The 25913-nt window shown below is 61.0% G+C and carries 27 protein-coding genes and 1 pseudogene; 11 read left to right on the forward strand and 17 right to left on the reverse strand.

Annotated elements, in window-relative coordinates; all coding sequences use genetic code 11:
• The 10 genes from N6L27_RS07055 to N6L27_RS07100 all read right to left on the reverse strand — a co-directional run bounded on the left by N6L27_RS07055 (position 1) and on the right by N6L27_RS07100 (position 10689).
• Positions 1 to 1233, reverse strand: coding sequence for an AAA family ATPase (locus N6L27_RS07055; protein ID WP_271906513.1), 1233 nt, complete (start codon positions 1231 to 1233; stop codon positions 1 to 3).
• A 23-nt stretch (positions 1234 to 1256) separates the two neighbouring features.
• Positions 1257 to 1901: a TadE/TadG family type IV pilus assembly protein gene (locus tag N6L27_RS07060; protein ID WP_271906514.1), complete on the reverse strand. Its 645-nt coding sequence runs from the start codon at positions 1899 to 1901 to the stop codon at positions 1257 to 1259.
• Positions 1898 to 2332 carry a TadE family protein gene (locus tag N6L27_RS07065; protein ID WP_271906515.1) on the reverse strand — a complete coding sequence of 145 codons (435 nt, stop codon included), beginning with the start codon at positions 2330 to 2332 and terminating at the stop codon, positions 1898 to 1900. The genes N6L27_RS07060 and N6L27_RS07065 overlap by 4 nt, the downstream gene beginning before the upstream one ends.
• Before the next feature lie 74 nt (positions 2333 to 2406).
• Positions 2407 to 3882 (reverse strand): TadE/TadG family type IV pilus assembly protein, encoded by a 1476-nt coding sequence (locus tag N6L27_RS07070; RefSeq protein WP_271906516.1) that lies wholly within the window; start codon positions 3880 to 3882, stop codon positions 2407 to 2409.
• Positions 3883 to 3912: 30 nt separating this feature from the next.
• Positions 3913 to 4728, reverse strand: a complete 816-nt coding sequence (cpaB, locus tag N6L27_RS07075; protein ID WP_271906517.1) for a Flp pilus assembly protein CpaB — start codon at positions 4726 to 4728, stop codon at positions 3913 to 3915.
• Positions 4729 to 4911: 183 nt separating this feature from the next.
• Entirely contained in the window at positions 4912 to 5103 is a 192-nt protein-coding gene (locus N6L27_RS07080) for a Flp family type IVb pilin (RefSeq protein WP_271906518.1), read from the reverse strand.
• Positions 5104 to 5345: 242 nt separating this feature from the next.
• Entirely contained in the window at positions 5346 to 6692 is a 1347-nt protein-coding gene (gene pbfA / locus N6L27_RS07085) for a (R)-1-hydroxy-2-aminoethylphosphonate ammonia-lyase (RefSeq protein WP_271906519.1), read from the reverse strand.
• Between the two features lie 78 nt (positions 6693 to 6770).
• Positions 6771 to 8219 (reverse strand): phosphonoacetaldehyde dehydrogenase, encoded by a 1449-nt coding sequence (gene phnY / locus N6L27_RS07090; RefSeq protein ID WP_271906520.1) that lies wholly within the window; start codon positions 8217 to 8219, stop codon positions 6771 to 6773.
• Positions 8220 to 8236: 17 nt separating this feature from the next.
• Positions 8237 to 9481, reverse strand: a complete 1245-nt coding sequence (phnA, locus tag N6L27_RS07095) for a phosphonoacetate hydrolase (protein ID WP_271906521.1) — start codon at positions 9479 to 9481, stop codon at positions 8237 to 8239.
• A gap of 20 nt (positions 9482 to 9501) precedes the next feature.
• On the reverse strand, positions 9502 to 10689 hold the full coding sequence (locus N6L27_RS07100; protein ID WP_271906522.1) for a 2-aminoethylphosphonate--pyruvate transaminase: 1188 nt from the start codon (positions 10687 to 10689) through the stop codon (positions 9502 to 9504).
• Between the two features lie 115 nt (positions 10690 to 10804).
• Between N6L27_RS07100 and N6L27_RS07105 the strand changes: the two genes are divergently transcribed.
• Positions 10805 to 11674 carry a LysR substrate-binding domain-containing protein gene (locus N6L27_RS07105; protein ID WP_271906523.1) on the forward strand — a complete coding sequence of 290 codons (870 nt, stop codon included), beginning with the start codon at positions 10805 to 10807 and terminating at the stop codon, positions 11672 to 11674.
• 52 nt (positions 11675 to 11726) lie between these two features.
• Here the strand turns inward: N6L27_RS07105 and N6L27_RS07110 are convergent, their stop codons facing one another.
• Positions 11727 to 11912, reverse strand: coding sequence for a hypothetical protein (locus N6L27_RS07110; RefSeq protein ID WP_271906524.1), 186 nt, complete (start codon positions 11910 to 11912; stop codon positions 11727 to 11729).
• A gap of 107 nt (positions 11913 to 12019) precedes the next feature.
• Between N6L27_RS07110 and N6L27_RS07115 the strand changes: the two genes are divergently transcribed.
• Together N6L27_RS07115 and N6L27_RS07120 are read left to right on the forward strand one after the other, a co-directional pair.
• Positions 12020 to 13873 (forward strand): ATP-binding protein, encoded by a 1854-nt coding sequence (locus N6L27_RS07115; protein WP_271906525.1) that lies wholly within the window; start codon positions 12020 to 12022, stop codon positions 13871 to 13873.
• Positions 13864 to 14946 (forward strand): extracellular solute-binding protein, encoded by a 1083-nt coding sequence (locus N6L27_RS07120; protein WP_271906526.1) that lies wholly within the window; start codon positions 13864 to 13866, stop codon positions 14944 to 14946. Before N6L27_RS07115 ends, N6L27_RS07120 begins: the two co-directional genes overlap by 10 nt.
• A 313-nt stretch (positions 14947 to 15259) precedes the next feature.
• Here the strand turns inward: N6L27_RS07120 and N6L27_RS07125 are convergent, their stop codons facing one another.
• Positions 15260 to 16183 carry a LysR family transcriptional regulator gene (locus tag N6L27_RS07125; RefSeq protein ID WP_271906527.1) on the reverse strand — a complete coding sequence of 308 codons (924 nt, stop codon included), beginning with the start codon at positions 16181 to 16183 and terminating at the stop codon, positions 15260 to 15262.
• 123 nt (positions 16184 to 16306) lie between these two features.
• Here N6L27_RS07125 and N6L27_RS07130 point away from each other — a divergent pair, with 123 nt between their 5' ends.
• The 5 genes from N6L27_RS07130 to N6L27_RS07150 all read left to right on the forward strand — a co-directional run bounded on the left by N6L27_RS07130 (position 16307) and on the right by N6L27_RS07150 (position 19817).
• Positions 16307 to 17254 (forward strand): glutathione S-transferase family protein, encoded by a 948-nt coding sequence (locus N6L27_RS07130; protein ID WP_271906705.1) that lies wholly within the window; start codon positions 16307 to 16309, stop codon positions 17252 to 17254.
• A complete protein-coding gene (locus N6L27_RS07135; RefSeq protein WP_271906528.1) occupies positions 17254 to 18249 on the forward strand; it encodes a DMT family transporter in 996 nt (331 codons plus the stop codon). Before N6L27_RS07130 ends, N6L27_RS07135 begins: the two co-directional genes overlap by 1 nt.
• Positions 18233 to 18610, forward strand: coding sequence for a nuclear transport factor 2 family protein (locus N6L27_RS07140; RefSeq protein ID WP_271906529.1), 378 nt, complete (start codon positions 18233 to 18235; stop codon positions 18608 to 18610). The genes N6L27_RS07135 and N6L27_RS07140 overlap by 17 nt, the downstream gene beginning before the upstream one ends.
• A 111-nt stretch (positions 18611 to 18721) precedes the next feature.
• Positions 18722 to 19405 carry an alcohol dehydrogenase catalytic domain-containing protein gene (locus N6L27_RS07145; protein ID WP_271906530.1) on the forward strand — a complete coding sequence of 228 codons (684 nt, stop codon included), beginning with the start codon at positions 18722 to 18724 and terminating at the stop codon, positions 19403 to 19405.
• 28 nt (positions 19406 to 19433) lie between these two features.
• Positions 19434 to 19817 carry a zinc-binding dehydrogenase gene (locus tag N6L27_RS07150; RefSeq protein WP_271906531.1) on the forward strand — a complete coding sequence of 128 codons (384 nt, stop codon included), beginning with the start codon at positions 19434 to 19436 and terminating at the stop codon, positions 19815 to 19817.
• Between the two features lie 75 nt (positions 19818 to 19892).
• Here N6L27_RS07150 and N6L27_RS07155 read toward each other — a convergent pair whose 3' ends face one another.
• The 4 genes from N6L27_RS07155 to gstA are packed head-to-tail and all read right to left on the reverse strand — an operon-like array spanning position 19893 to position 22086.
• Positions 19893 to 20876: an NAD(P)H-dependent flavin oxidoreductase gene (locus tag N6L27_RS07155; protein WP_271906532.1), complete on the reverse strand. Its 984-nt coding sequence runs from the start codon at positions 20874 to 20876 to the stop codon at positions 19893 to 19895.
• Positions 20873 to 21094 (reverse strand): tautomerase family protein, encoded by a 222-nt coding sequence (locus N6L27_RS07160; protein ID WP_271906533.1) that lies wholly within the window; start codon positions 21092 to 21094, stop codon positions 20873 to 20875. The genes N6L27_RS07155 and N6L27_RS07160 overlap by 4 nt, the downstream gene beginning before the upstream one ends.
• A gap of 3 nt (positions 21095 to 21097) precedes the next feature.
• Positions 21098 to 21478 carry a nuclear transport factor 2 family protein gene (locus N6L27_RS07165; protein ID WP_271906534.1) on the reverse strand — a complete coding sequence of 127 codons (381 nt, stop codon included), beginning with the start codon at positions 21476 to 21478 and terminating at the stop codon, positions 21098 to 21100.
• Entirely contained in the window at positions 21475 to 22086 is a 612-nt protein-coding gene (gene gstA, locus N6L27_RS07170; protein ID WP_271906535.1) for a glutathione transferase GstA, read from the reverse strand. Before gstA ends, N6L27_RS07165 begins: the two co-directional genes overlap by 4 nt.
• 108 nt (positions 22087 to 22194) lie before the next feature.
• Here gstA and N6L27_RS07175 point away from each other — a divergent pair, with 108 nt between their 5' ends.
• The 3 genes from N6L27_RS07175 (at position 22195) to N6L27_RS07185 (ending at position 24838) form a co-directional block, all read left to right on the forward strand.
• Entirely contained in the window at positions 22195 to 23079 is an 885-nt protein-coding gene (locus tag N6L27_RS07175; RefSeq protein WP_271906536.1) for a LysR family transcriptional regulator, read from the forward strand.
• Positions 23080 to 23765: 686 nt separating this feature from the next.
• Positions 23766 to 24131 carry a MerR family transcriptional regulator gene (locus N6L27_RS07180; protein ID WP_271906537.1) on the forward strand — a complete coding sequence of 122 codons (366 nt, stop codon included), beginning with the start codon at positions 23766 to 23768 and terminating at the stop codon, positions 24129 to 24131.
• Positions 24128 to 24838 (forward strand): transporter substrate-binding domain-containing protein, encoded by a 711-nt coding sequence (locus N6L27_RS07185; protein WP_271906538.1) that lies wholly within the window; start codon positions 24128 to 24130, stop codon positions 24836 to 24838. Before N6L27_RS07180 ends, N6L27_RS07185 begins: the two co-directional genes overlap by 4 nt.
• Before the next feature lie 860 nt (positions 24839 to 25698).
• On the opposite strand, the pseudogene N6L27_RS23275 reads toward N6L27_RS07185, so the two are convergent.
• Positions 25699 to 25782, reverse strand: a pseudogene (locus N6L27_RS23275) (IS5/IS1182 family transposase); the annotation flags it as partial.
• Positions 25783 to 25913 lie beyond the last annotated feature (131 nt).

Genomic DNA, 25913 nt, shown 5'->3' on the forward strand with positions numbered 1-25913 from the left:
TCAAATCGCCTTTCCCTGCTGAGGCTGTGCCGCGCCGGCGCGGGCTTTTCTTGTTTCGATCAAGTCCCGGGACAGCCGCCGGATCGCCTTGGCAAGTCTGGAACGCCCGGCCGCAGCTGACAGCGGCACCCCCCGGTCTGCCGCCGCAGATGCCGCCGACGGATCGTCAGGCAGCCAGTATTTGAACGGCTTTTGCAGCAGCTTGGAGGCTTCTTTATGATGGCTTGCTGTGATCAGCGGTTTGCGTTCGCGGCTGATCACGATGTCGGTCTGCAGGCTCATGCTGGCCTCGGCGTAGAAATCCAGCAACCGCCGCGCCTGGCTGATCGCAGGCACCGAGCTGCCGGTCACCATCAGCAGCCGTTCGCTGGCTTCCAGAACCGGCGTCAGCCACTCTGCCAACGCCCGCGGCAGGCCGATCACAACAAAGTCGAATTGCTGGCGCAAATGCGCAATCAGCGCCTGCACCTGCTCCGGTTTCAGCGCATGCAGCGGTGCAATTTCCGCCGGGGCTGCCAGCACCCACAGGCCGGGGGCGGCCTCGCTCATCGATTGTTCGGCAAAGACATTGTCGGGAACGAACCCCTCGCTTGCCAGCTCATAGAGACAGCGGTTCGGCGGCAGGTCGAGGAAGCTGCCGACGGAACCGAACTGCAGGTCCAGGTCCAAGAGGGCAACCCTGAACTCTGCCTCCTGCCGCCGCAGGCCGCGGCGCCGGGTCAAGCAGTCCGCAAGGTTCACGGCCAGCGTCGTCGCCCCTGCACCGCCGCAGGACTGGCTGACCGCGACCACCATTCCCTCACGGCTGCCGCGGGTGCTGACGCCGGCTAAGGGCTGTGGTTCTTCAGCTTTCAGGCATTTACGGATTGCGGCTGACATCTCATCGGCAGAGGCGGTTTCCGGCAGCACATCCTGAACCCCGGCCTCTGTCAGCAGGCGCAGGTCTGCAAACGGCATGCTGGTGTCCGCCAGTGCCAGGATTCGCGCACCGCCGCTGGTGTGACGCAGCATCTCTTTCACGGCCGCAGCCTCAGCAGCCGGGTCTGCCCCTGCGCGAAAGATGATCAGGTCGTTGTCCATGGCCAGCTGCAGGGCGGTGCCGTTGATTTCGCTGAGCGCTGATGCGCATTTCTGCACCCCGGTTCCGGGCTGGAACTGCGCCACGCTGGCGACCAGCGCACAGACCGCCGGATCCTTTGAAATGACCACGATGGATTGTGTATCAGCCTGCATCGGCCTCTCCTTTCTCTATCGCTTCAACCGCTCTGGCCCAGCGCCAGGTCCTCGCCCGGCAGCGAGACGCTCATCGGCGGGAACGGCACCGCAGCGCCGAGGCCGGAACCCCCCGCCGCGCCGGCCAGCGCCGCCAGCCGCCCCAGCGGCGACACGAATTGAAATGTCTGGTTTTGCAGCTCTACCGTGACCACGGGCACATAGGGCCCGCCCAGAAAGCCCAGGCTGCCGTCGTAGCTGTAGCTGAACGAAAGCGCGGCAATGGTGGCATCCGGCGGCATTGCGCCGCGCACCAGTCCCCAGATTTCGTTTGCCGTGGCATTGGCCGCACTGCCCGCGCAGGTCACTGTGCCCGCATCGAGGCAGATGTCCGTCCCCGCCCGGCAGGAGGTGCCGAATTCGGGCGGCGTGCCGGTGGCCGACGGGTCGCGCCGGTGAAATTCCGGCACCCCGGCGCAGGCCGGCGGCCGCACCGCCGCCACCCGCGCCGCAACATTCATCGCCCGTTCCGCCACCACATAGTGAAACGCCATGCGGCCGAAGTCGATGATACCCATGAACAAAAGCAGGAACAGCGGGATGGTAACGCCCAGCTCCACCAGCGCAGCACCCTCCTGGTCCCTGCGGAACCGGTGCAGCGCTGCATATGCTTTCGTCAGCGCCTTCATGTTCCGAACACCCGGCTCTGGTCTGTGATGACCGTATTGATGGTGGCACGGCTGCCGCCGTTCAGTTCAAAAACACCCGCAAAAGGAAAGGTCATGGTCAGGCTGGCCCGCACCGTCACAACCGGCGCAGGCGATATCCGGTAACTGCCTGCCTGGCAGGTCAGGCCGGGGGTGACAGAGGTCACCGCAAGGCTGGCCGGAAACAGCGCATCACCGGAAATGCTCTCGCGCACGATCGCCAGCAGTTGCGGCTGATGCGCATCCACTGATCCGCCGGAAGAGCAGATGTTCTGCGGTGCTACCCGCGCCAGATAACGGGCTGCATCGCGCACGCCGGAGATTGCAGCCTGGTAAGACCACATCATCCGCCCGCCCTCGATGATCACCGCAAAAACCAGCAGCATCACCGGCAGCATCAGTGCGAATTCCACCAGCACCGCGCCCTCTTCTCTTTTGCGGAAAGCAGCCCGACAGACTGCGGTAAGTGTTTTGCCAGCCATCCCGGTCACCTGTAGAGCTGCACAACATCGCGGAAGATACCGGTGTCACCAGTGCCCCCGGCGCCGCCGCCTGCGCTGCCCACAACCTCGCCCCAGATATCCAGGGTCGGCGGCGAGGCGCCGTCGTCCCCCACCGGCTCAGTCAGGAAGATCTTCACGAATTCCTGCACCGGCACGTCAGAAGTTGCGCCGTTGATCGGGTTTGCGGAGCAGTCGATCCCCGCCGCAATCACCACCCGGCGCTGCGGGTTTGAGCTTTGATTTGGTGAGCACACCGGGCGACCGGTCTCGGCAAGACCCGACAGGATGCTGCCAGTGCCTCCGGGACCGCCAGCGGCATCAATCTCTTCCAGGTAATACTCATAGCGGGTGGTGGCACCTGGGTGCGGGTCAACCCCGCCATAGTTAGTGCCGACATAATCCGTCCGTCCGGCCGACCAGTTGCCGTCGCCAAATCGTGTGCAGCCGCCGGAGGCAAAACATTCGTCGCGCGGCAGTCCAACGGTATCGGGCGACGGGTCCTCGTTATTGCCGATGCAGCTGCCGCCGCCTTTACCTTTGCCGCCGCTGCTGGGCACGATGCCCTTGATGACATTCGGCGCAGGCGGATAATTGGAGTCGTTGCGCTTGCCGTTCATGATCGCCTTGTAGATATCGAAACGCACATTGAAGATGGCATCGCGGATGCCGACCTTCTGCCCCGGCTCAATATCGACACCGCGCTGGCTGAAGCACTGGGTGATGCTGCCTTCCGCCCCCAGCAGGCAGGCGTCCAGCTGTGCCCCGCTGAGCCCCGCGCACGGCCCTTCGTCGTCGACCAGCACCTTGGCCGGATCAAGAAAGCCGAAATCTCCCGGCCCCCAGGCGGAACCGCTGCCGCCGGAACGCAAAAGGATCATGTCGCCGATGCTGGCATCCGCCGAAAATCCCGGCGGGATGCAGAACATCAGCGGGGTAATGTCACAGGCATATTGGGTGAAGCCCGCCACCGAGGTTGCGCCCGCCAGTTCATTCGGGCGGGACCGCCCGGTCAGCGCGGCAAATGCAGCTCCGTAGGTAGCCTGCACTGTGCTGGGCGTCGCAACGGCTCGGACAAAGGCCGCCTCTGCCGGGTCTGTGGTGACGGCGCTTAGGGCCGCGGTGTCATCATCCGGCAGTTCTGAATAGAAGGTGAGCGTGTAATCGGTGTCCCCGCTCAGCAGGCTGCTGCCGGTGCCGAAGGTCTTGCGGTCACTGATCAGATTGGCAGCAGCGGCCCGGGCGCGGGTGATGGCATCATCCTTACCGTCCAGCTCGCCTGCAGCCGCCAGCGCCACATTGTCGGTGTAGGCTTGCAGTTCGCTGCGGGTGATGCCGGTGCGGCCCAGGTCGAAAGACATCGCCGCGATCCCCAGAAGCACCACAAAGGTCAGCCCCCAGATAACCAGCATCGTGCCGCGCTCATCCTGTGCAAACTGTCTTATGCGGTTGTTCTGGCGCATGGTCCGGCAGGCCCCTTAGTGCGGTTTCTATCAGCGGATTTCAGTTTCAGACACTTCGGTACCGCGGCGGATCAGAACGGTCCTGCGCGCAGGCTCTGCCGCCGGTTCCGGTTGCTGCACCTGCACATTCCGCAGCACATCATTCAGGCTGATCGACTCCAGCGGAACTTCCTCGGCGGCCGCCTCCTGGTTGCGCAAGGTCAGGCTCAGCGTGCCCGCGCGCTGCGCCAGTGCAAGGCGCTGGCCTTCGTCCGGAGTGACCTCAACCGTGACTGTGCGGGCGACGCCCGGCTGGTCAGTTTCCTGATTGGCATCCTGGTCCACTCCGATCACCCGGACGTTCTGCAGGATGGTCACCGTTTTCAGCCCGGCACCGCGGCCCTGGGTCAGCAGCACATCAACACTATCGCCTGGGGTCACAAAACCGCCCACTGCGGTTTCTGCGCTGACCTTGATGGCCATCGCGCGATGGTCCGGCTTGAGCGTCTGCACGATCGTCACTTTCTCACCAAAGTTTGAGACCTTGGACACCCGGATCAGCTCTCCCTGCGCAATCGCGCGACGGGCGCGGCGCGGCGGCTTTCCGGTATCCGGCAGCAGCGTGTCAAAACTGGTAAAGGTGCCAGCGGGCCGGGCTTCGGCCGGCCAGGAAATGGTGGTCAGGGATTGCGCGGTCAATGCCGTCCCGAAAGCGATATCCTGAGAGGCGACCACAACTTCGACCAGCGCAGGGCCTTCTGGGCTGCCTGTCACAGCCTGCCCCTCGATGTAATCCTTGGCCACATAGGCGGAACCGCCCGCCAGGGCCAATCCGGAAATCATGCTGAGAAGTGATGAAATATTCATGCCAGGTTTCCTTTCGTCGCTGGCTGGCGCAGCAGAAGGGCGGTCCCGGCATTACGTCGGTGAATTTGTCCGCAGGCTTCCGCTTCCTGCCATGCTTGCTGCCACCAGTCGCCAGCGGCAGTCCTCTGGCGGCGCGGGGCATTCCCCCCGAAGCCCCGCGTCCGCCAAATTCCCTGACGTGAATCAGGGGGTGGGCGAGTTGGGCATAATCGCACCCGCCGCGTCCATGCCGTCTTCGACGTCGTTCGCCAGACGATCCAGAGCAGCAGTGCCCAGGGCCACCGCCAGCGCGATGGCAATGCCGTATTCCACCAGTGTCACACCGCGCTCATCGCCGCGCAGCTTGGACAGCATCGTTTTCAGATATGCAGTCATTTCAGTCTCCCATCAGATAGACGCCGGCACGCCGGCGGTTCATGTGGCTGCGGCGCCAAGTGGCACCGGCCTGCATTGACTCTACCGGGGGCTAAAAGAGCGGCGCATCAGCCTGAAAGGCCAGAAACACACGTCAGGGATGTATTATTTCCCGCTGCCGCGACAGCCGAATGCAGTTACCAGGAGCAGCTAAAATGCGCCGGCAGCTGCCGGGGCTTAGTACAGCGCCGCACAAGGAGGTGTCAGGCTGCAGCTTTCACCGAAGCAATCACGATATCCAGTGCCCGGTCCAGATCTCCGCGGGAGATGGTCAGCGGCGGCGAGAGGGTCAGCACGCTGCCCTGGCTGATCTTGTAGCTGAGGCCGCCTTCAAGGCAGGCGTAGTAGATCTGTTCTGCCTTGGCGATGCCGGGCGTCATGGTCTGCCGGTCCTCGACAATCTCCACCCCGAACATCAGCCCGCGGCCGCGGATATCACCGACAATGGACACTTGACCCAGTGCATCGCGCAGCCGCTCCAGCGAGTGGCGGCCCAGCTCGGCGGCGCGCTCCACAAGTCCCTCCTCCTCGAGGATCTGCAGCGTGGTCAGGGCCGCTCGGGCCGTAACCGGGTTCTTTTCGTGGGTGTAATGGCCGATGGCGAAATCGCCGCAGACATCCAGATCGCGCCGCGCCACGCAGGCAGCGATGGGCAGGATGCCGCCGCCCAGCGCTTTGCCCAGTGTCACGATGTCCGGCACGATCCCGTCATGCTGGAAGGAGAACATCTGCCCGGTCTTGCCCAGCCCGGTGGGAATTTCGTCCAGGATCAGCAGCACCCCGTGACGGTCGCAAATCTCGCGCACTGATTTCCAGAACCCTGGCGGCGGCACGTTCGGCACTGCGCGCATGGGTTCGGCAATGAAGGCGCAATAGTCGCCGTCGCGGCCCAGCACATAGTCGATCATGCATGCGCAGGCCTCTGCACTGGCCTCCAGAGATTTGTGGCCATAGGCGCAGTTCGACGGGCTGAAGGGCGCCACATGCTCCGTTCCCGGCAGCAAGGGGCCTGCGATATGGCTGCGGAAGGTGGCCTCTCCCCCGACCGAGGCAGCACCGAAACCTGCGCCGTGGAACGCATCCCAGAAGCTGAGGGTCTTGAACCGTCCGGTGGCGGCGCGGGCGATCTTCAGTGCCACCTCATTGGCGTCGGAGCCGCCGGTGGTGAACAGGGTCTTGCCCAGATCGCCGGGGGTGATTGCCGCAAGTTTCTCTGCCAGTTCCACCGCTGGTTCATTGGTGAAACGGCGCGGCGCAAAGGGCAGGTCATCCAGCTGCTGCTTGATCGCGGCGACCAGCTTGGGGTGGCCATAACCCAGGTGATGCACCGAATTGCCGTGGAAATCCATGTACCGGCGGCCGTCCATGTCCTCGATCCAGATTCCCTCAGCCTTGGCGATGGTGCTGACGCAGGGGCTGGACAGGCTTTGATGCAGGAAGGCATTTGCGTCCCGCTCCAGCAGCGGAGCGGATCTGGGGCCGATGGAGGTCTTCAGCCAGGCTTTGCGGGCCTCGGATGTATTGGATTCACCTTCCGTATGGACGAGCATGTGCCGCCTCCGTGCAGGGGTCAAAAGGGAGGGATGAAAAGGCCGGGGCCAGGTGGAGCCGGCCCTGGTGGGCCGGAGTTATTCCGGCCAGGGGAGTGAATAGGTCTTCACGTTGGTGAAGAATTTCATCGCCTCGATGACACCTTCCTTGACCCCGTTGCCGCTGTCCTTGATGCCGCCGAAGGGGGACATCTCGATCCGGTAGCCGGGCTGTTCCCAGATGTTGCAGGTGCCGACGTCCAGTCCGTTGATATAGGCAATCGCCCGGTTCAGATCGTTGGTGCAGACACCGGAGGACAGCCCGAACTCGGTGGAATTGGAGATCTTCATCACCTCCGCATCATCATCCGGTACGCGGACAATCGGGATCACCGGGCCAAAGGTCTCCTCCATCACCAGTTCGCTATTGTGGGGCACCTTGTCGACCACGATCGGCGGCAGCAGCGCGCCCTGGCGGGTCGGATGATAGAGGATCTCGGCGCCTTCCTCCGCGGCCTGCAGCACGCGGTTTTCAAACAGCTCCGCCGCCTTGTCGTGGATCACGCAGCCCAGTTCTGTTTCCGGGTCCTGCGGGTCGCCGAATTTGATCTTCCGCGCCTTCTCCAGCACCAGCGGCACAAAGCTGTCAGCGACGCTTTCCTGCACCAGGATCCGCTTGATCGCGGTGCAGCGCTGGCCTGAGTTGCCGGTGGCTCCCGCCACGGCAATAGTGGCCGCCTTTTCCAGATCGGCATCCGACAGATCATTCAGCACGATCAGCGGATCGTTACCGCCCAGTTCCAGCGCCTGCCGCTTATAAACACCTTTCTCGGCAATCATCTTGCCCACCGGCACGCCACCGGTGAAGGTGATGATGTCGATGTTTTCATTGGTGATCATCTCGTCGCCGATGTCCTGCGGCCAGCCTGTAACCACCTGGAACATCTCCGGCGGCAGACCCGCTTCGTACAGGATGTCAGCCAATGCAATGCAGGTCAGCGGCGTCAGTTCGGTCGGCTTGCAGACCATGCAGTTGTTGGTGGCAATAGCAGGCGCGATCTTGTGGCTGACCATGTTCAGGGGATGGTTGAACGGGGTGATCGCCGAGATTGCCTTCACCGGTTCGCGCTTGGTGAAGATCTTGCGCGCCTTGCCGTTGTGGGTCAGATCGCAGGAAAAGATCTCGCCATCGTCCTTCAACGCCTCGGCAGCGGCAAACTGATAGACGTCCTGGGCGCGCTTGGTTTCATAGATCGCGTGCTGATGGCAGATGCCCAGCTCCAGCGTCAGCCACTTGGCCAGCCACTCGCGCTTTTCCCCGATCAGCTCCCCTGCCCGCTGCAGGATCTGGCTGCGTTCATAGCGGGTGAGCTTCGGCGTGTAGTTCGCGGCAATCTCAAACGCCTTGCGGGCGTGCTCGGCCTGCCCCGCCGGCACATGGCCCACCACCTCGTTGGTGTAGGGGTAGAGAACCGGCACAGTCTCCTCGGTAAAGACCACCTCGCCGCCGATCCGCATGCCCTCGTTTCGGATTTCGATATCGCTCATCGCCTGATCCTTCATGGTTACAGCGCCGCCGCCTGCGCGGCATAGAAAAACGCATCAAAGTTGCGCAGCACCGGGCGCTCCGGCAGCGGCAGGACGCGGTTGCAGATGAAGGGTACCTCCTGTTCGGTCAGCCCGCCATGGCTGCGCAGCGGCTCATTAAGCGCCGCCAGATCGTGGCGGTTCTCAGACGTGCCGATGCAGATGTTTTCGCCCGAAACCAGAATGATATCGCCAATCCGGTCGGCGGGCAGTTCGAACCGGGCCACCGCCTCCTCGCGGGTCAGTACATCGGTGATCGCGTCATAACCGGCCAGCCGTTCCATGATTTCCGAACGGTTCGCGCCTTCAGGCAGATAGCAGGTGGCAAAGGATCCAAGCGCGCCGTGGTGCACCACATAGGGGTCGGTGATCGGCAGGATTACCCGCGCCTGGCCCTCGCCCAGCCATTCATCCATCAGGTCCTGCACATAGATCACGCTGGGGGAACCGTCGGCGTGGTGCTTGGGTTTCATGCCGTGGTCGGCGGTCACCACGATGGCGGCGCCCAGCGCGTCCAGCTCTGTCAGGTACTTGTCGAACATCTCGTAGAAGGCTTTGGCCTCCGCCTGGTCAGGGCTGTACTTGTGCTGCACATAGTCAGTGGTGGTCAGATACATCACATCCGGCGCCCATTCCTTCAACAGCTTCACACCGGCGGCAAAGACAAACTCGCTCAGCTCTGCCGAATAGACCTCGGGCTGCGCCATGCCGAGCCACTCAGATGCCTTCTCCTGTCCGTGCTCGGCGGCTGTCGAGGTATCCGATTTTTCAGCCGAGAAGCACTTGGCGCGGTCGCCGCCAAACTCCAGGCCTGCACCCAGCAGCGCCCGCAGCTTATCCTTGGCGGTGACCACGGCCACCCGCGCGCCCGCGTCATAAAAGGCCTTGAACACCGTCGGTGCACGCAGAAAGCGCACGTCGTTCATCATCACTTCTTCGCCGGTGTCCGGGTCGATCAGGTAGTTTCCGCAGATCCCGTGCACGACCGGCGGGCGGCCGGTGGCAATCGACAGGTTGTTGGGGTTGGTGAAGGAGGGCACCACCGAATGCGCCAGCCGGTTGGTGCCTTCCGCGCGCATCCGCTTGAGCGTGGGCATCAGACCGTCGGCAATTGCCTTGTCCAGATACTCCGGCTCGCAGCCGTCCAGGCAAATGGCAATCGCGCAGGTCTTCGGCACGTCATAGGCGCGGCCGTTTGCAACGACGGGGGATTGAATGGTCATATCTTAAAGTCCTCTATCTCTCAGGCGGCCAGTTTGGCGCGTTCTTCCAGCGCCGCGGCGGGCGGGGCCGCGCTGGCGACGCCCATTTCGGCAAGCGTTTCCTTGGCGGCAGTCACTACCTGCCGCATCACATGTTCATCCATCTGCCCGATGCAACCGACGCGGAAACTATCCACAACCGTCAGTTTGCCGGGGTAGATGATAAACCCCTTCTCCTTCATCAGGTCGTAGAAGCGATCGAAGACAAAATTTTCATCCGCTGGGCAAAAGAATGTGACGATGATGGGTGACAGCCAGCGGTTCTGCAGCAGGGTCTCGAACCCCAGATCGCGCATGCCTGCAACCATCACGTCGCGGTTGCGGGTGTACCGGCCGCCGCGCCCTTCGACGCCGCCTTCGGCCTCATGCGCCCTGAGTGCCTCCAGGAAGGCCGCCACAACATGGGTCGGCGGGGTGAACCGCCATTGGCCGGTCTTTTCCATATGCGCCCATTGCGCATGCACATCCAGGGACAGCGAGTGGCTGTTGCCCTTGGCCGCCTCAAGTTCCTCTTTGCGGGCGATGACAAAGCCAAAGCCCGGCACGCCCTCTATGCATTTGTTGGCCGAGGACACCATCGCTTCATAGCGGATCTGCGACGGCTGCAGTTCTATGGCCCCAAAGGCCGACATCGAGTCGATCAGCAATTTGCGGCCCGCGGCGTAAACAGCTTCGGAAATCTCCTCCACGGGGTTCAGGATACCCGAAGAAGTCTCGCAATGGATCGCCACCACATGGGTGATTGCCGGATCGCTTGCCAGAATGGCGGCGACTTCATCCCCGCGCGGCGGCAGGTAGTCGCCCTTGTCCAGCAGCTGATAGTCGCGGCCCAGATATTGCAGCGTCTGCGCCGAACGCAGCCCGTAGGCGCCATTGGCAAGCACCAGCGCCTTGCCGTCCCGCGGCACAAAGGACGCCAGCATCGCCTCGACCGCAAAGCTGCCGGAGCCCTGCATCGGCACGCAATCAAACTCTTGGGCGCCCTCACCCAGAAGCGCCAGCAGGCGGCTGCGCATGTCGCGCGTCATGGCGCGGAAGTCGTCGTCCCAGCTGCCCCAGTCCCGCAGCATCGCCTGTTTGACTTCATATGAGGTGGTCAGCGGCCCGGGTGTCAGAAGATAAGGCTCGCCCAGAAAAGGCGGGTCGATCTGCGGTGCGGAAGCGGTCATTGCCTGTCTCCAAAGCATGGTTCGAGTGCATGATTGCGCCAGCCTCGTTCATATGTAAAATTGCAAAAAACAATTCAATGATAGGTCCGGCCTATACAAATCCACAGGAACCCCCATGCGTCATTCTCAGCTCAAGGCCTTTCATCACGTGGCCCTTCTGCGCGGCTTCTCCCGCGCCGCAGAGGCACTGCACCTGACCCAGCCCGCTGTCTCCGAACAGGTGCGGAAGCTGGAGCAGGACCACGATGTGCTGCTCTTCCGGCGAGAGAAGAAACGGGTGTTCCTGACAGATGCGGGAGAGGAACTGCTTCACATGACCAAGCAGTATTTCGAGGTGGAAAGCCGGATCGGAGACTACCTGTCGGCGACACGTGCCGCAGTCGAGGGAGAGTTGCGCATCATTGCGGATTCCGCTCAGCATGTGACCGGCTTCCTCGGGCCGTTTCAGAAGCGTTACCCGAATGTGGTTATTTCGCTGCGGGCCGGGAACACCGGTGAAATCATTGATGAACTGCGCGACTACAATGCCGAAATCGGAGTGGCTGGCAGCCTGTCCCCCGGCAAGGATATGAGTATCCTGAACCTCGGCGCCACCGGCATCATTGCCTTTGCCGCTCGCGGCCTGCTGATGGCCTCGCAGCCAGACCTGTCCTTTCAGGAACTGTCAGAACTGCCGCTGGTGTTTCGCGAGGAGGGCTCAAAGACCCGCGAGAAAGTGGAGACCGCCGCGCGCGAGAAGGGCATCCGGCTGAAGCCCGCGATTGTCGCTGAGGGGCGTGAGGCCGTGCGCGAGCTTGTTGCCTCTGGCGCCGGCATCGGTTTTGTCTCCGAGGCGGAGTTCGGCCACGATGACCGTCTGGTAAAATACAGCCTGCGCGATGCCGACCTCACGATGAGCGAAAGCATCATCTACCTCACACAGCGCCGTAACGTCCGCGTGATCCGTGCCTTCATGGAATTCGCCACAAACACACAAATAAAATAAAGCGCCGCTGCAAGTGCCGCGCAAACAGCGAAGCAGCTACAGGCACGATGTTTCAAACTCCGTTGAGGGAGATGACGCGCGCTTTTGGCACATCGTCGCGAACCTGGCTGTCAGCGCCCCTTCCTTCACAAAAGCTGGATCTGTCTCTGTGAGACAAACCGGCGGAGGTGACGGAAACCGGGCCGGTGCGGGTCAAAGCCGGCAGGGGCACGAGCCGCCACTGGTTAAACTTTTTCATTCAGATAGTTCACTGTTCTTCAATGCTTGCTTTTCAGAATAGACATTCGGTCCTAGTCTGCTGAAAAAGGCCGCAGGGGCTTCCCAGAACTTCAATCCAGGCGCTCAATGACCAAGCAGCGTATTACGCGTACTTATCTCCGGCTGCGCAGCGGCATCGCTTTGGCGATTTTGCTGGCGGCCGCTGTGGCTGCATTCTGCGTCACCCTCTCCGGGCAGAGAAGCGTGGCCCAGCGTGCCGAAAACACCAGGGTCGTCGACCAGCTCCTTGTGTCTCTGTCCGAAATGTCGCTGGCTTTTGACGAATTGAAGAATGAACCGGGCAGTCAGAAGGCGTTGATCGCGCGCGGGCGCATCCGGCGAAGCGCAAGGCCCGCAGAGGACTCGCTTGCCGGACTTACAGGTGAAGATGCGCTTTCAGCATTCTCGCCGCGGGCGCAGGAAATTCTGTCACAGCCGGTGCTGAACCCGATCTCCGAACTTGAGGATATCCTGCTGCTGACAGAGCTGCTGACTGATCCCGATGCGAGCCGGGAAGCAGCCGCCGAAATAAAGGCAGCTGCATTGGCCTCGGACTTGTCCAGGCGGCTGCTTACTATTCTGATGAAGGTGAAGGAAGCCGAAGCGCAGACCAGCCGCATTGCCGCGCAAACCCAGTTGCTCTATGCGGTAGCGGCCGTGATAATCGGCGCAATCGGCGTTTTTGTTGCCGCCCGCTTCGTGCATCTGCCGATGGAGCGATTCATCATCAGCGCGCAATCGGAAATTGAGGCCAGCAGGCGAAAGGCAGAAGCCGCCTCTGAGGCGAAGTCTATTTTCCTGGCAACGATGAGCCACGAAATCCGGACCCCGCTGAACGGTTTGCTGGGCCTGGCGGAGCTGCTGAATGACACCGGCCTGGATGACCAGCAGCGCCATATGACCCGCATGATGATCGTGAGCGGAAATTCCCTGCTGTGCATCATCAACGATGTCCTGGACCTGTCCAAGGCCGAGGCAGGCAAGCTGGATTTGGAAGCAGAGGCCTTCAATGTTCACGCGACCTGCCTGGAGGTGATTGACCTGTTTTCCGCACGGGCGCAGAGCAAAAAGATCGGCTTGCGTCTGGATGCGGCTGCGGAGGTCAGCAACTGGCATGTGCAGGGATATGGCACCGCGATCCGCCAGATCGTTGTCAACCTGGTCAGCAACGCGTTGAAATTCACCGAAAACGGAACCGTCGAGGTGAAGCTGCTTGAATTGCCGCCTGCCCCCGGCGGTGACCGGATGATCCGCATCACCGTGCGGGACACCGGTATAGGGATACCACCGGAAGCCCAAGAACGGATTTTTGAGCAATTCGCCCAGGCCGATGCAACCACAACAACACGGTTCGGCGGAACCGGCCTTGGTCTCGCCATCGTCAAAAACCTCACCCAGGCGATCGGCGGCACAATCGCGCTCCAAAGCGCCGAAGGCCAGGGCGCCGAGTTCACGGTGGATTTTCCCGCCGGGAATGCCCCTCCACCGGTTGCGGTATCCCGGCCCGAGCCTGTCACAGCCGCGTTCAGCAAAAGGGTTCTGGTTGCTGACGACAACCGGGTCAACCAGATGGTCGCGGGTAAGATGCTGGAGCGGCTGGGATGTACCGTCATAACAGCAGGAAACGGGTTCGAGGCAGTGGAGCTGACACAAAGCTGGGCTCCTGACCTGGTGCTGATGGATGTCCGGATGCCGGAAATGGACGGGCTCGAAGCCACCCGGGCAATCCGGGCTGCAGAGCAGGAGAAGGGCTTGACGTCGGTCCCGGTCATCGGCCTGTCCGCCAACGCGATGAGCGAACAGCGTGAAGAAGGCTTGTCCGCAGGAATGAATGATTACCTCGCTAAACCCGTCAACAAGGTGGCAATTGCCGCCGCCCTGACCCGCCTTTGGCCGGACGAGGCCGCCGCAAGCAGCAAGGGAAGCCCGAAATGCGCCTGAAACCGTTGATTGCCGCTGCCATCACATCTGCCTCCCTTCTGCCCCTGACAGCCGCAGCGGATCCCGGTCAGGTCTGGCTCTATAACTGGAGCGGCTATATCGACCCGGACACCCTGGCCGGATTTCAGGACGCCACAGGCACTGCGGTCGTGCTGGACACCTATGGTGATGCCGACGAGGCCGAGGCACGGCTTCTTGCCCGCGGCACCGGCTATGACCTGGCGATCGTGGCTTCTGAAACAGTCGGCCGTCTGGCAGATGCCAGGGCGATCCGGGAATTCAGCCTTGCAGATGTTCCAAACGCAGCAGCACTCGATCCAGAGCTGATGCAGATCCTCCTGACCACGCTTCCGCAGGCAGAAGGCTACGCTTTGCCTTATCTGTGGGGGACAACCGGCCTCGCTTTTGACCGTGCGGCGGTGCAAGAGCGCCTGCCTGACGCACCGCTCGACAGCTGGGCGCTGGTGTTTGACCCGGAAAATGCCAGAAAGCTCGCAGATTGCGGCATATCCATCGTCAATTCAGTGGAGGAGGTTCTGGCCGCTGCACTGGCCTATCTTGATTTGGATCCGCAGTCCCAATCAGAACAGGACCTTGAAGCTGCCTTTGGCGTGCTGTCCGCCATTGCGCCTTATGTCCGGTCTTATGATTCTTACCAGTATGATGCGCTGATGGACGGTGAGATCTGCTTGGCCATCGCTTGGAGCACCGCAGGCCTTGCACCACAGATGGAAGATGAAAACAGCAGCTATCAGTATGTAATTCCCCGGGAAGGCTCCAACTTGTGGGCGGATCTCTTTGTTGTTCCGAGCGATGCCAGCGATCTGGAGGGGGCGCATCAGCTAGTGAACCACATTTTACAACCGTCTGAGATGGCACGTGCAACACTCTTCAGCAATGCCACGAACAGCGTGCCCGCCGAACGCCAAGAGATCAGCGATCCCGGATATTCAATCCCTGCACTGACACTGCCACCAGCAGTCCGGGACAGTCTTTTTGTTGTGAAACCCCGTAATGGTGCGGAGAAGCGGATGCTCGACCGCCGCTGGAGGCTGCTGCAGATCGGCCTTTAGGGTGAGTCTCATGCTTTCTGAATAGCCAGAACGATCTCACCCGGACAGCAAGCATCTGACCAGGGACAACCATGGCAGGAGAGTGTTTCTATGCCACTCCTCAGCGCTGCTAAGCTCGATGAAGAGGGTTGCCAAATTGGATAACGCCTGCCTCTCACGAAAGACATAGCCAGCCCTGGCCGGACTCATGCCATAACTTTTGAATCTTCGAAACGGCTCAGCAAGGGCGGCATTTGCTGCGGTTGCGAAATTCACGCAGTGCCGCGTGGTTGCTGGAAGGCTGGTTCGCGATCCCGGAGACTGAAATGAAGCGTCACACGTCCACGCCAGCCTCAATGTCCCAATAAGGTGTATCGCCGCCGATCCGTTCCGCCAGAAAATCGGCAAATGCCCGAACTTTCGCAGGCATGTGACGCCGTTCCGGGAAAACCGCATACAAAGATTGTTCAGGCAGCGAATAAGCTGGAAGAACCCGGACCAGGCGGCCTGCTGCCAAATGGGGACTTGCCACAAAAGTCGGCAGGCGTCCGATCCCCAGCCCGTCAATCAGGGCTGTACACAGGGCCTGGCTGTTGTTGACACGCATCTTGCCCTTTGTGCGCACACTTATTTCATCATTCGGACCACACAGGGTCCACTCTCTTGCGTCGCGTGAATAGCTGTAGTGCAGGCAGCTGTGCTGCAACAGGTCTTCGGGATACCGGGGTGTTCCTGCCTGTGACAGATATTCTGGTGACGCGGCGAGCACACTGTGAATGGGCGCCAGTTTGCGTGCGATAAGAGCAGAGTCCGGCAGGATGCCCGCCCGGATTGCCATGTCGACCCCGGCCTCAACCAAATCAGACACCCGGTCATCCATGTTCAGGTCAAGTGTGATCCCTGGATGGCGCTCCAGAAACTCTTTGATCAATGGCGCAACATGCAGCAACCCAAAGGACATCGGCGCGTTGACCCTGAGCCCCCCGACAGGCTGCCCCCGCAAGGCTGTGACAGCTTCCTCCGCTTCTTGCGCGGACCCAAGCGCCTGCACAGCATGCGACAGGTAGATTTCACCGGCTTCGGTCAGTGACATACTTCGGGTCGAGCGGTGAAACAGCTGCATTCCCAGATGCGCTTCCAGGTTGCCTATCCGCTTGCTGACTGCGGACTTTGTGATCCCGAGCTGCCGGGCAGCGGCTGCAAACCCGCCATTTTCTGCGACCGCCACAAAAATCGGGATGGCGCCAATTTCAATCATTCTGCTCTTTCAATTGTCAACTTCTGCTCACCCTGAAGTTTCCCAGATAGCCGATTAAAGAAATTTCAGAAACCAAATAGTTCATTCACAACACTCAAGCTGCCGGAAACCGCCATGCCCAGAATGCTCATCAATGGAATTCTTCGCGACAAGCCTGCTTCTGCAGACGGGCGCTTTCAACGGTTGCCAAGTGTGTTCCGGTCCTGGATTGAAGCCGGCCCCGGTGCCACGTTTCCGGCGGCATCAGGCCGGTATCATCTGTACTTGTCCAAGGCCTGCCCCTGGTGCCACAGCGTTGACCTGATGCTGACGTTCAAAGGCCTCCGTAATGCGGTCAGCATCACATGGATGGATCCGGTCACGTCAGAGAATGGCTGGATCATTGACCAGCAAGGCTTCGTCGAGACCGCAGGTGTGCCGCGCGACCGCTATCTTTTTGAGGTCTACCAGCGGGCCGCACCGGACTTTACCGGACCGGTCACCGTGCCCCTCTTGCTGGACAAGCCAAGCGGCAGGATCGTCAGCACCGAATCCGCAGATATCATGCGGATGCTAGACACGTCTTTTGGCGAAGCGGGCGCGACGGGGCCAACTCTCTATCCCTGCGTTTTGCAGGAGGAAATCGACCGCCTGACCGGCATGATCCACACACCGATTTGCAATGGAGTGTACCGTGCTGGATTTGCCGCCTCGCAAACGGCCTATAACGAGGCCGTGACGCAGCTTTTTGACGCTCTGAACAAAGTCGAAATGGTTCTGGAACAACGGCGCTACCTGGCCGGGGAGGCGATCACCGGCATCGACCTGAGACTGTTTCCGGCACTTGTGCGGTTTGATCCTGTTTATGTGACGCATTTCAAGACAGACCGGAAACGGATCGCCGATTACCCTGCCCTGTCCCGCTACCTGCGCGATACCGGCGGACTGCCCGGGGTTCGCGAAACCATCGACCTGCCCCATATCCGCGCGCATTACTTTCAAAGCCACCGGCATATCAATCCGGCCGGCATCATCCCGATTGGGCCAGACAGCCCCTTTACGGAAATATCCTCGCCCAGGGGAACGGCGTGATGCCCGGCTTCATCAAATCCCTGCCCCCCACAGCCCTGATCATAGCGATCGGGATGCTGGTCGGGGTCAGTTTCACACTGTCGAAATTCGTGGCCATTGCAGATACCGGCCCAATTGCCGCACTGTTCTGGCAACTCTGTGCGGCAAGCATCACCTTGTCGGCCGCAGCCGCGGCCACTGGCAGGCACCTGCAGTGCAGCCGCAGGCATCTAACCTATTACCTTGGCGCCGGGCTTTTCGGCGTCAGCGGGCCCGCCCTTATCGGCTATTCAGTTCTGGAGCATGTTTCGACAGGGTTCTATTCAGCTCTGGTAACGCTTTCGCCGCTCTTTACCTTTGCGATCACCGCTCTTGCGGAGCGCCGGATGCTGCCCGCCCATCGGCTGGTTGGCATCGTGATCGGCCTGGCGGGGATCAGCCTTGCCACCCAAAACAGCCGTGAGCTTAAAGGAGTTGCCTCTTTCTGGGTCGTCCTGGCGGCAGCAAGTCCCCTGCTTCTGGCCATGGGAAACGTGTTCCGCAGCCGCGCTTACCCTCCAGGCGGCGACCCGGTGATGCTGGCGGCCGGAACACTTTTGCTCCAGCTCGTGCTGACCGGCATTCTGCTTCTGGCTACAGGCGGCATCGCAGAAACCGCCGCACTGAGCCTTGGCACTTTTTCTGCCATCGCCGGCACGGGTCTGATCACCGCACTAAGCTACGCTCTGACCTTCAAAGTCCAGCGCCGCACCGATGGGGTTGGATTTGCGCAGGTCGGATACTTCGCAACGCTGTTTGGAATTGCCTTCGGCGCGCTTGTCTTCAGGGAGCCCGTCCATCTGTCGCTTGTGATCTCCCTTCTTGTCCTGTTCCTCGGACTGGCCATCACAAACGGCCATACCCTGCCGCCCGGCCTCTGGCGCAGGCTGATCAATCGCGGCAGGCGGAGGAGCCAGGCGTCCTCATCACCGACTGAACCTCAAACCAGGAGAACCACCAATGCAAATTACAGCTAAGGGAACCACGCCTCATACCGCACTGATTGGCGGTCTCTATTCTGCGGTGGACGCAATGAATGCCGAAGCTGTTGTCAGCTTTCTGAGCGATGATGTGACCTTCCGGCTCGGCAATTTTGACACCATCACGGGACGCAAGCCCGTCGAGGATGCCAATGCCGCATTCTTCACAACGATCGATGCGATGCACCACACAATCACCGGCATATGGTCGAGCGGTGATACTGTTTTCTGTGAAGGATCCGTGCACTACACCCGCAAGGATCAAAGTGAGCACGAGGTTCCTTTTGCAACGCGCCTTGGCCTGCGCGATGGCAAGATTGCCGACTATAATGTCTATGCGGATATCTCCGGGTTGTGAGCAATTCCGCAAGCGCCTGGCTGTCTTGTAAAGCGGGCACGCGCCCCGGACCGGATACTAAGGCAATACGGGAATCTGGCGGAGCGCAAGCTCAGCAAAACTTTGCGCAAAATGGTCGGCGCACCGTTCAAACAAGGCCTGCTTGTTCCCGAAGGCCGCGTAGATGCTGGGGGATTCAGCCCCATAGCCGCGCTGAGGTCAGCCATCGAGGCGGCCTCATACCCCCGCTCCCAAAACAGCAGCATCGCCTGTTCAATCACCTGCTTGGTGTCAAAGGATTTCTGCCGCCCCACGATCGCATCCAATAATTTTTTTCGGCCACAACAAAAACTGGAGGCACGGATGAAAGCTGCAATTATCGAGCGTTTTGGCAAAGCAAATGTTTTCCCGATAGGGCAGCTGCCCCGCCCGGTTCCCAAGCCGGGGGAACTTCTGATCCGCGTCCATGCATCCAGTGTGAACCCGGTGGATAGCGGTGTCCGGTCAGGGAAGATCCTGCCCGGTGACCCGGCACATTTTCCAATGCTCCTGGGCTGGGATGCGGCAGGTACGGTCGAGGCGCTTGGCGCGAACACTAACGGGTTAGCCCCCGGCGACCGGGTGATGGCGATATCACCGCAGCGAGGCTCACCGGTGGGCACTCACACGGAACTTACCGCACCGCCAGCCAGCCAAGTTATGAAAATTGCCGATACGGCATCCTTCACAACAGCGGCTGCCGTGCCTGAAGTACTGCCAGGACCCCACTGGCAGCACTTCAGGCACTGGACCTGCCGCTGGGCGCATCTGTCCTGATCAACAATCCCAAGGGGCGGTTGGTGCCATGGCGGAAATACTTGCGCCATTACTGGGGTTTAAACTAGCCACGCCGGGCGCGCAGCAGGTGGATGGCGCCATTGATGTGCGCGGCCGGAACCATGCGCAACAGGCCTTTGCCGCGCTGAAGGACTGCGGCACCTATGCAACCATTGTGCCCGAATGGCGGAAGCCCGGCGGGATATTAACCGCAGCGCGGGGCATCACACCGGTGACGGTTCAGAACCCCGCCAATCAGCAGGTTCTGCTGCCTTTGGCGGATTGGCTGGCCCGGGGCATCTTGGATCCGGGGATTGAGGAAATCATGCCGCTGGACCGGATCGCAAAAGCGCACCGCCGGTCGGAGGCGCCCGGTCACTCCGGCAAGTTTGTCCTGGACCAAATTTGCTGACACCTGCAGCGGAAGGCACAGGCAGGGCCGTCCCAGCCTGTGCCGGAATTGGTGCTGCCGCAGGGGCCCGGATAGTTACTCGGCCGCGTGCCCGCCCATTGCCTCAGCCGCCCGGGCCAAACACTGCTGCGCGTCTTCCATGAGGTCCGCGAGAATGCGACCCGCAGGTGCCGCCGAGCGGATCAGGCCGATACCTTCGCCGGCGAAAGCCGTTGCCACTTCCGGATCACCCGCATCCAGAGCCGCCGACCATTTAGCAGCTTCAGCATCTGCTTCCTTCCTCAAGGCCGCTTCGGAGCCGTGCCATTTCTGAATGAAGGAATTGCGCAGCACGCGGCCATTGTAGCGGGCGGGCCAGTTATAGCCGCGGACCACATCGACCACCTTGGTGCGGATCGTATCGTCACCGGTTGCCGCCAGCGCGCGGTCCAGGATGCGCGGATGCACCAGCGCCTCGTGCGACGCCCAGAACCGCGTGCCGATCACCGCCCCGTCCGCGCCCAGCATCAGGGCCGCCGCCAGGCCGCGCCCGTCGGTGATACCGCCGGCGGCGCAGAGCAGCGCCTGGCTGTTGCGGCGTGCGATGTCATCCGCGATTTCGGGAACCAGCGCAAAGGTGCCGCGCGCCTCGCCGTGACCGCCGGCATCCGCGCCCTGAGCCACGAGGATGTCCGCGCCGCAGTCCAGCGCCTGCTGCGCGTCGCGCAGGGTCTGGACCTGGCAGATCAGCGGCACGCCGGCATCGCGGACCGCAGGCGCAAATGGCGCCGGGTTGCCGAAGGACAGGAACACCGCCGCGGGATCCTGCGCCAGTACCAGGTCAAGCAGTTGCGGCTGTTCCGCAAGTTTCCAGGTGATCAGCCCGCAGCCCGCGCGCGCCCCCGCGGCGGCGGCAAACTGCTGTTCGATCCAGCCGGCATCTCCATAAGCCCCCCCGATCATACCCAACCCGCCGGCCTGGGTGACGGCGCGGACCAGCGCGCCGCCCGCAGCAAAGGCCATCGGCGCCTGGATCACCGGGCAGGTGATCCCCAGCGCCTCTGTCAGCCGTGTCTTCATTGCGCCTGCTTCCGGTACTCCTGAACTGGCAGGCCGCCCACGCCCCAATCCTCGAGAGGAACCTCGTCGATCACCACAAATGTGGTCGCCGGGTTCTTGCCCAGAATGTCCTGCAGCAGACCGGTGACCCCGGCAATCAGCTGCGCCTTCTGGTCTGCGCTCGGGCCTGTCCCCTCGGGGCCGCCCTCGCGTGTAACTTTGATATTCACATAAGGCATCAGTTAGTCCTTTCGCGGAACATAGGAGAAAACTTTCGCAACGATGCGCCATTCGGCGCCGTGACGGACAAGGGTCAGAAGGTCGTGGAAATCCCGGCCTATCATGGTCATCCGGGCGCTGACATGGGCCAGCCGGTCGCTGGCAAAGGCGATCTCCAGGATCTCCTCCTCGCGCGGGTCGCCGCGTTTGGACGGCGGCTCGCGTCCGTCGACCCGGGCCATGTAGGTTTCCAGATCCAGATACAGCTCATCATCTTCAGTGGCACAGACATAGGCCAGCTGCGGGTGGAACACCTCGCGCAGCATGGTGCTGTCGGCCTGATAGAGGCCTTCGAAATAGGCCTCCATCAGTGCGCCGACCTGTTTGTAATCGGCGAGCGTCATTGGATCAGACCCTCTGCGCGCATTGCGGCCTGGGCGGACGGGCGATTGGCGCTGCGGCTTACAAAAGCGGCCAGATTGGGCCAGCGGGAGAGGTCGATGCCAGTGAAATTCGCCCAGTTCGAAACCACGAACAGATAGGCATCTGCCACTGAGAACTGATCCTCAACCAGCCACTCCCGGCCATCCGCCAGCTGCGCCTCGATCAGATCGAACTTGCCTGCAACCGCGGTGCGTGCTTCGTCTTTGCCAGCCTCGGACGTACCCTCGCGGAACAGCGGGCCAAAGGCCTTGTGCAGCTCGGTCCCGATCCAGTTGAGCTGTTCCTGCATCCGTGACCGCGCCAGGGTGCCTGCGGCCGGCGCCAGGCCCGCCTCGGGGTGGCTGTCGGCGATATACTGCAAAATGGCCGGGCCTTCGGTCAGGATGCTGCCGTCCTCCAATCTCAGGGCCGGAACATAGCCTTTGGGATTGATTGCATGGTAATCGGCGCCGGTTTCGGTCCGGCCTGCCGCGGTATCGACAGCCTCGATTTCAAACGGACGGCCGGTTTCATGCAGGGCTATGTGGCTGGCCATCGGGCAGGCGCCGGGTTTGTAGTAGAGTTTCATGACAGTCTCCTGTGGTGGTGATGCCCTCTGGATACCGCCCGGAATGATTTATTGATAATATTGTGTTTTCAGCATAACGATTAGAAAAATAGATCATGCTGAGGGCCGATGAAACACGACCAGCTCCTTGCCCTGGAGGCGATTGTCTCCGCCGGAACCTTTCGCGGCGCGGCGGAAAGACTGCATAAATCACAGTCCGCCGTCAGCCACACCATCCGCCAGCTGGAGGAAGAGCTGGAGCTGGAGCTTTTCAGCCGCGAGGCCTACCGCCCGGCGCTTACCCCGGCAGGTGAAATCTTCTATCGCGAGGCATCGCGGGTGCTGCGGCAGATGCAGGGGCTGAGATCCACCGCGGCCCGGCTGCGCGCCCGGGAAGAGCCGGAGCTGACCGTGGCTGTCAGCGCGACGATGGATCTGGACCCCTTGCTGCCTGCCCTTGCCGAAACCGGGCGGTGCCATCCTGCCACCCACCTGCGGCTGCGGATGGAGATGATGGGCGGACCGATTGCGCGGCTGATGGAGGGCAAGGCGGATATCGCGCTTGCGTCCCTGGACGGGGTGCCCTTGGACGATGTGGAGGCGGAGCCGGTTGCCGAGGTCACGATCCGGCCTGTGGCAAGCCCCGGCCTGGGCCTGCCGGCCGGTTCCCGCGCAATTTCGGCTGCCGAAATGCAAGGCCATGTGCAGGTCGTCGCCGCCGGCACAGGCGGCGCTGCGCATGAACAGAGCCGCGATTTGCTGCCAGGGGGGCTGAAATGGACCGTTTCCGATCTGGCCGCCAAGAAAAAGGTGATCCTCGCCGGCCTGGGCTGGGGCGGCCTGCCCGACCATATGACTAAGGAAGAGCGACAGTCCGGTTCTTTGCTTTCCTTGAACCTGGAGGGGTTCCCCCTGCGCCGGACGATGATTTTCAAGATGAGACGGAGAGATCAGGCCATAGGTGTCGTTGCCGATGAGCTGTGGAGCAGAATCGGGACTGCTGAGCCGGGCTAGAGCAGGAATTGGGCCTTGTTGCACAAATTGGCGGCTGAACGCAGCTTCCCTTTCGCCAGTTGGATTGGTTCCTCAGGCCGCGTCACAGGCATGCCAAACGCGATGCAGCCGTTCGGCTCAACTGATAAGAACCTGCAGTTCGGCGGCCTGCCCTTCCAGCCTGATTTAGAATGCGATCGCGGACGAGACCGCGATCGCTTGCGCAGAGGTCAGCCGTGCCTCCGCTCCCCCCTGCCCCGGCATTTTCCATTTGATTGGTCCGCCTGCCATCCGGAAGACACGAGGTCCTCCGAAGTGAAAATCAGGGAAGGCTTCGCCACTGGCGGAACAGGAAGTGCAAGCGGGGATGTTGGAGACACGGAAAAAGGAAAGGTTCTGCCGCAAATGGCAAAACTATGTGTCGCCCGGAAATTTGTGTCGGGCGACACATAGTTTTTCCTTTTTGGGTAACTTGGGCGTTTGATTTTAAAGGGAAATATTTTCATCCGACGCAGCAAAGTTACCTTTAGCGACTCATAGATTTTCCTTCGACTGAAGCAGACATTCATGCCGCGCGCGGCGAAATCGGGCTTCGGGCCCGATTTGACCGATGCTGCGCGCTGCACGAAGGTCAGCTTTTCAAAAATCGCTATTGACTTAGAGTTGCTCCAACTCGCTACCCAAAGGTTAGAGGAGCACTTGCGAATATGAGAATTGCTGAAGCGGCGGCAGCCTGTGGGCTATCCGCACATACGATAAGATTCTACGAAAAGTCAGGAATGCTGCCAGAGATTGAGCGTGGCACCGATGGGCATCGTCGGTTCACACCTCGTTTGATCGAATGGCTGACCCTGCTCTACTGGCTGCGCGAAACCGGCATGTCTCTAGAGCAAATGCGTCGGTTCACGACTCTCGCCAAAGCAGGCGATGCCGGTGTCGAAGAACGTCGGCAAATCCTGTCGGATCATTCGGCAACGCTGAAGGTAAAACGCGCAACTCTAGACAAATGCGAAAGCATCCTCGCCATCAAGATCGCCAGCTATGGCCAAAACACGAAAGAGGATGACCCATGAAATTTGCCTACCTGATCGAACCGCCATTCAATTATGTCGATGCTACGGGCCGCGTCACGGGGTGCGATGTGGAACTCGCCCGGTATGTATTTGCAGAAATTGGTATTGCAGACTTTGAACCAGTAGAAACGGAATTTGCTGAACTTCTGCCCGGTGTCGGGGATGGCCGATGGCGCATGACGACCGGTCTTTTTGGAACTGATGAACGCAGGAAGAGCGCATTGTTCAGCCGACCGATCTGGGCGCTACCAGACGGGCTACTGGTGGCTAGGGGCAATCAGTTGGGTTTGAGCGGTTATCAATCGGTTGCCGACAATTCTGACGTCCGACTAGCGGTTATCCGTGACCAGTTTCAGCATCGCTCGGCGGTTGAATTTGGCGTCAGTGCAGACCGCATCATGATTTTCGAAACATATACCGAAGCCGCACAAGCTGTTCGTGAAGGCACTGCCGACGCCTATGCCAGCGTCGGTCGAGCGCATGGCGGCTTCATCGAGCGGAACCCAGAATGGGGCCTAGAACTGATCCTTGTGCCAAACTCCGAAAAGCCGCCTGCATTCGGGTCGTTCGCCTTCGGTTTAAACGACGCAGAACTACTGAATGAAGTCGATGCAGTTCTTTCACAGTTTCTTGGGACCGATGCTCATCGGAACATGGTCGCTTCTTTCGGTTTCTCGCCTACCGAAGTTGATATGGTGGCAGACTGACACATCCAAAGCTGACCTTGGCCGTGGCACCCGCAAAGTCCGTTCCGTCCCGCACCGCTATCGTTCGTTGGATGTGTTTTGGATGGCCGCAAAGCGCCGTTCACGGCCTTCTGCAGGTGCGAGTGCCTGCTTGGTGGTCAGTGACCGCAAAGGGCTCAGAACGGCCTAATGCTCGCGCGGCAACGCCAGTGTAACACGCTGGTCGAGACCGGTCATCGGCGCGGCGGTCCAAGTCCTTGATCTTGTGTAATGTCGCTCAATGCACGGTCGTTGGCAAATCAGGAGCCGCAGTTCGCGCTCTCGGCGGCGAAACCGGGGCGAGAGCCCAAGGCAGCCATTGCAATTTCTCGCTGCGTGCGCTCGCAGCACCAAAATCGCCGCGATTGCATCATCTTCAGCGCCGCCATGCGGCGTGAAGCGCGGCCATTCGTTCGGGATGCAGCGAGGTTGTAAGCGGCAATCTACAGGTTGCGGGACGGAGCCGCCTTTTGCTATTGCTGCTGCAGAAAACCCTCGCTCCCGCAGCGCGGGATTTTCGACAGCGAGGCGACCTTTCCCGTTTGCGGTCATTCGGGTTCGTGAAAATTGGCGGAACTCACCCCCCTACGCCGCAGCCAGGTCGGAAATGGTCTCCTGACCGAGGGGTCGTATTTCTACCGGTTGATCTCCTGGTGGCCGGGGCTCCTCCAGCGGAATCCGTTGCCAGCCGCTCCGTTCCTATCGAGCTGCACCTGGCCAGCGGGCGTTGCCTGCGGTTTCACAGTGATCTGGACGCTGCTGTGCTGTCCCGGCTGATCCCCACTGTGAAGGCGGCATTGGGGCAGGACTCACAACCAGTAGATGAAGATAGCCGTGAGTGCGATTGCTGACTTGCCATGGGACTTCGGAAAATTGGGCACTAGACGGGCCATTTGCTCGTCTCTCAACCAGAAAAGATCAGATATCGTCACCGCTTGTTTTAGGCGTGCTGAATCACGCCGTAAAACGGAAATCAATGGATCCTGAGCCTAGCGATGGCTGTTCGGCTGTTGCGGGACCGCCGTGCGGGCTGAAAGTGGACTTTAAAGCTGCAATG

The organism is Leisingera sp. SS27 (assembly GCF_028368855.1).
GTDB lineage: Bacteria > Pseudomonadota > Alphaproteobacteria > Rhodobacterales > Rhodobacteraceae > Leisingera.

What these genes read in the sequence shown, in the direction of transcription:
- N6L27_RS07055 (WP_271906513.1), bottom strand. Translation starts at nt 1,233, where the DNA reads ATGCAGGCTGATACACAATCCATCGTGGTCATTTCAAAGGATCCGGCG.
- N6L27_RS07060 (WP_271906514.1), bottom strand. Translation starts at nt 1,901, where the DNA reads ATGAAGGCGCTGACGAAAGCATATGCAGCGCTGCACCGGTTCCGCAGG.
- N6L27_RS07070 (WP_271906516.1), bottom strand. Translation starts at nt 3,882, where the DNA reads ATGCGCCAGAACAACCGCATAAGACAGTTTGCACAGGATGAGCGCGGC.
- cpaB (WP_271906517.1), bottom strand. Translation starts at nt 4,728, where the DNA reads ATGAATATTTCATCACTTCTCAGCATGATTTCCGGATTGGCCCTGGCG.
- N6L27_RS07080 (WP_271906518.1), bottom strand. Translation starts at nt 5,103, where the DNA reads ATGACTGCATATCTGAAAACGATGCTGTCCAAGCTGCGCGGCGATGAG.
- pbfA (WP_271906519.1), bottom strand. Translation starts at nt 6,692, where the DNA reads ATGCTCGTCCATACGGAAGGTGAATCCAATACATCCGAGGCCCGCAAA.
- phnY (WP_271906520.1), bottom strand. Translation starts at nt 8,219, where the DNA reads ATGAGCGATATCGAAATCCGAAACGAGGGCATGCGGATCGGCGGCGAG.
- phnA (WP_271906521.1), bottom strand. Translation starts at nt 9,481, where the DNA reads ATGACCATTCAATCCCCCGTCGTTGCAAACGGCCGCGCCTATGACGTG.
- N6L27_RS07100 (WP_271906522.1), bottom strand. Translation starts at nt 10,689, where the DNA reads ATGACCGCTTCCGCACCGCAGATCGACCCGCCTTTTCTGGGCGAGCCT.
- N6L27_RS07105 (WP_271906523.1), top strand. Translation starts at nt 10,805, where the DNA reads ATGCGTCATTCTCAGCTCAAGGCCTTTCATCACGTGGCCCTTCTGCGC.
- N6L27_RS07110 (WP_271906524.1), bottom strand. Translation starts at nt 11,912, where the DNA reads ATGAAAAAGTTTAACCAGTGGCGGCTCGTGCCCCTGCCGGCTTTGACC.
- N6L27_RS07115 (WP_271906525.1), top strand. Translation starts at nt 12,020, where the DNA reads ATGACCAAGCAGCGTATTACGCGTACTTATCTCCGGCTGCGCAGCGGC.
- N6L27_RS07120 (WP_271906526.1), top strand. Translation starts at nt 13,864, where the DNA reads ATGCGCCTGAAACCGTTGATTGCCGCTGCCATCACATCTGCCTCCCTT.
- N6L27_RS07125 (WP_271906527.1), bottom strand. Translation starts at nt 16,183, where the DNA reads ATGATTGAAATTGGCGCCATCCCGATTTTTGTGGCGGTCGCAGAAAAT.
- N6L27_RS07130 (WP_271906705.1), top strand. Translation starts at nt 16,307, where the DNA reads ATGCTCATCAATGGAATTCTTCGCGACAAGCCTGCTTCTGCAGACGGG.
- N6L27_RS07135 (WP_271906528.1), top strand. Translation starts at nt 17,254, where the DNA reads ATGCCCGGCTTCATCAAATCCCTGCCCCCCACAGCCCTGATCATAGCG.
- N6L27_RS07140 (WP_271906529.1), top strand. Translation starts at nt 18,233, where the DNA reads ATGCAAATTACAGCTAAGGGAACCACGCCTCATACCGCACTGATTGGC.
- N6L27_RS07145 (WP_271906530.1), top strand. Translation starts at nt 18,722, where the DNA reads ATGGTCGGCGCACCGTTCAAACAAGGCCTGCTTGTTCCCGAAGGCCGC.
- N6L27_RS07150 (WP_271906531.1), top strand. Translation starts at nt 19,434, where the DNA reads ATGGCGGAAATACTTGCGCCATTACTGGGGTTTAAACTAGCCACGCCG.
- N6L27_RS07155 (WP_271906532.1), bottom strand. Translation starts at nt 20,876, where the DNA reads ATGAAGACACGGCTGACAGAGGCGCTGGGGATCACCTGCCCGGTGATC.
- N6L27_RS07160 (WP_271906533.1), bottom strand. Translation starts at nt 21,094, where the DNA reads ATGCCTTATGTGAATATCAAAGTTACACGCGAGGGCGGCCCCGAGGGG.
- N6L27_RS07165 (WP_271906534.1), bottom strand. Translation starts at nt 21,478, where the DNA reads ATGACGCTCGCCGATTACAAACAGGTCGGCGCACTGATGGAGGCCTAT.
- gstA (WP_271906535.1), bottom strand. Translation starts at nt 22,086, where the DNA reads ATGAAACTCTACTACAAACCCGGCGCCTGCCCGATGGCCAGCCACATA.
- N6L27_RS07175 (WP_271906536.1), top strand. Translation starts at nt 22,195, where the DNA reads ATGAAACACGACCAGCTCCTTGCCCTGGAGGCGATTGTCTCCGCCGGA.
- N6L27_RS07180 (WP_271906537.1), top strand. Translation starts at nt 23,766, where the DNA reads ATGAGAATTGCTGAAGCGGCGGCAGCCTGTGGGCTATCCGCACATACG.
- N6L27_RS07185 (WP_271906538.1), top strand. Translation starts at nt 24,128, where the DNA reads ATGAAATTTGCCTACCTGATCGAACCGCCATTCAATTATGTCGATGCT.